Annotated in this window: 3 protein-coding genes; all 3 read right to left on the bottom strand. The window is 62.3% G+C overall.

Annotation, left to right across the window (positions count from 1 at the left end):
• Positions 1-1086: major capsid protein (locus tag EOB36_RS33670; protein ID WP_164897716.1), on the bottom strand; the 1086-nt coding region annotated here is incomplete at its 3' end.
• A 32-nt stretch (positions 1087-1118) separates the two neighbouring features.
• The gene (locus tag EOB36_RS34785) at positions 1119-1760 is read right to left on the bottom strand and encodes a head decoration protein (RefSeq protein ID WP_206637236.1); all 642 of its coding nucleotides are present in this window, start codon (positions 1758-1760) and stop codon (positions 1119-1121) included.
• 25 nt (positions 1761-1785) lie between these two features.
• Positions 1786-2196 (bottom strand): hypothetical protein (locus EOB36_RS34590; protein WP_164897715.1); only part of this gene is annotated, 411 nt, incomplete at its 5' end.

The raw sequence follows: 2196 nt of genomic DNA, 5'->3' as shown, positions 1-2196 counted from the left end.
GGCCGCCTCTTTGGCGCGAAGCAGCATTTCCGGCCGCGTGCAGATATACAGCGGGTAGGAATAGACCTCGGGGCGAACCCAGAAGTTGCGCTTCTCGTCGCGGATCATGAGCGAGTACAGCGGCCGACCCAGGGTGTTCGCCCAATCCCAGGACTCGCCTGGCGAGAAAGCTTCCTGAAATACGCCTGGCGCATTGACCGGGAAGAACTTGCACCGCTTGGACTGGATACCAAGGCTGTCCTTGCCCTTAGCGTTGACGGTTGCTTCGTCCACAGCGAAGTCGAAGCCATCGGCTTCGCGATAGCGGATAAACAGAATGCCGCCGTAATCGAAGCTGGCATAGGAGCCGGCGCCGAACGGGGAGCCATTGGCGGGGCCGAAGGCCTTGTTGAGGGTCTGCGCCTGGGCGGTGTTGAGATAAACGGTGCGGATGGTGGCGTGCGCGGTAAGCTTGTTGAAAAAGCTCTTGCCGCACAGGCCGACCGCATAAGATCCCATGGTCCACGCGCCTTTGGCGTTGCGCTGCATGACCTCAAGAACCTCGCGGCACTTCGCCTCGATATCGGTATCAGCGGTGTCCAGCGCGAAGTCGATTTCTGCCGGCTGCGCAATCTGCCATTCGGAAAACCAGTCGATGATAACCGAGCCATCGGCATCGAGCACCTTGCCCATGACAGCACCAAGCTTCATGTGCTCCCAGGTCAGTTCGACGTCGCCGACCAACTTCTGTTCGTAGCGGCCGACATAGGCAATCATGGTTTCCAGATCGGTTTCCGTGCCGAATGCCCGGATATTCTGGATGGCTGACGCCTGCAGGGTGTGACCCTTGGCGATGCGGGTCGTGTTGAAATTGCGGATGTTGCGTCCGTCCGTCTTACCTTCGGTGATAGGCGAACCGCGCTCCGTCGTCGGGATGATGGCGAGGGTGTTCCCGCGCCGCTCCACGGAAACCGAGGTCGTAGCAATCGGCACGTTTTCGAAGAGGTTCATCGAACCGATCAGATTCGGCTTGAACTCGAAATCCTCAAGCGCCGCCGTCATGGACACCGCAGAGAACGCGTCGTCGTTAAAAATATCCATATGCATAGTTGCGGTTCCCCGTTGTCCCCGTCGCTGCCTTAGCGAACGATGATTCCTTTTGCGGCAAGAGCCGCGATTGCAGCCGCCTTGGCGCCGGCCGAAATGCCGGCGGGCCAGGTGAGTTCCTCGTCGTTCACTTCCGTTTCACGGACGTTGACGACTCCGGGCACATCGGCGTCGGTGGCGTCCACGTCCGCGAACAAAACTGCAGCGGCGACCTGCGAGCCATCCACACCGGCGGTGTCGAGCGCCTTGTATTTCTTGGTGCCAGCGGCAACGGTGATGTTGAAGCCGTCACCGGCAACCATCGGCGTCGCGCCAACCGTGATGGTGAAGCCGAGGTCGTCGGCGTAGGCGGCACCGGTGGCGCCGGATTTGATCTTGAAGCCGTCCGGGTCAACCACGTCGAACTTGGTTGCGGCCGTGAATTCCACCGAATAGACGCCGGTCTTAGCGCCAGCACCGGTGACAACAGCGGAGATCGTGGCGTTGCCGGTGTTCCCGCCCTTGGCGGCAGCGACGGCGGCCCCAACACTGACCTGGCCGAGCACGGTTCCCGAGAGCAGCGCGGCGGCGCCAGTGATGCTGCCAACTTCGCGGGAGCGCATCCCGCCGGTGGCGCCAGCGGCCTCGCTCATGATGTGTACGCCGGGACGGCGGCCTTCGTTAAAAATGGGCATTTACGTCGATCTCCCGTTGATGCGCTTAGCGGCGCTTCATTGCCTTTTTCCACGCGGCGGTTTTCGCCTCCGCATCCATCGTCTTGCCGGCTTTGTCGGCCTTGTTCTTCGGCGCCGCGATTGCGGTCGTCTCGTCGGCGTCGCCTTCCGCAGCGGCGTCGAGGATGGCGGCGCGAGCCGCGTCGACACTCATGCCCTTTGAAATCGCGGCCGAAGCGTCAAACGAAACGCCGAGGCGGTCAGCCTGCGCAGACAGCGAGGACAGGCCGGCGCAACGGCGGCGCTCGGCGGCGGCGGCGCTCTTGTCGGCTTCGTCATCGGGCTCGGCGATCTTCGCCTTCTTCGCCTTCTTTGGCTTTTCGGCCTCGGCTTCCTCGTCGGTATCGTCGCCCTCGGCATCGGCGCCTTTCGGCTCAACCTTTGCGGCGGGCTTTGC

The sequence above is a fragment of the Mesorhizobium sp. M6A.T.Cr.TU.017.01.1.1 genome, assembly GCF_004023115.1.
Lineage (GTDB): Bacteria > Pseudomonadota > Alphaproteobacteria > Rhizobiales > Rhizobiaceae > Mesorhizobium > Mesorhizobium mediterraneum.
The sequence above is the reverse complement of the archived record's forward strand: the minus strand, read 5'-3'. Positions and strand labels throughout refer to the sequence as shown.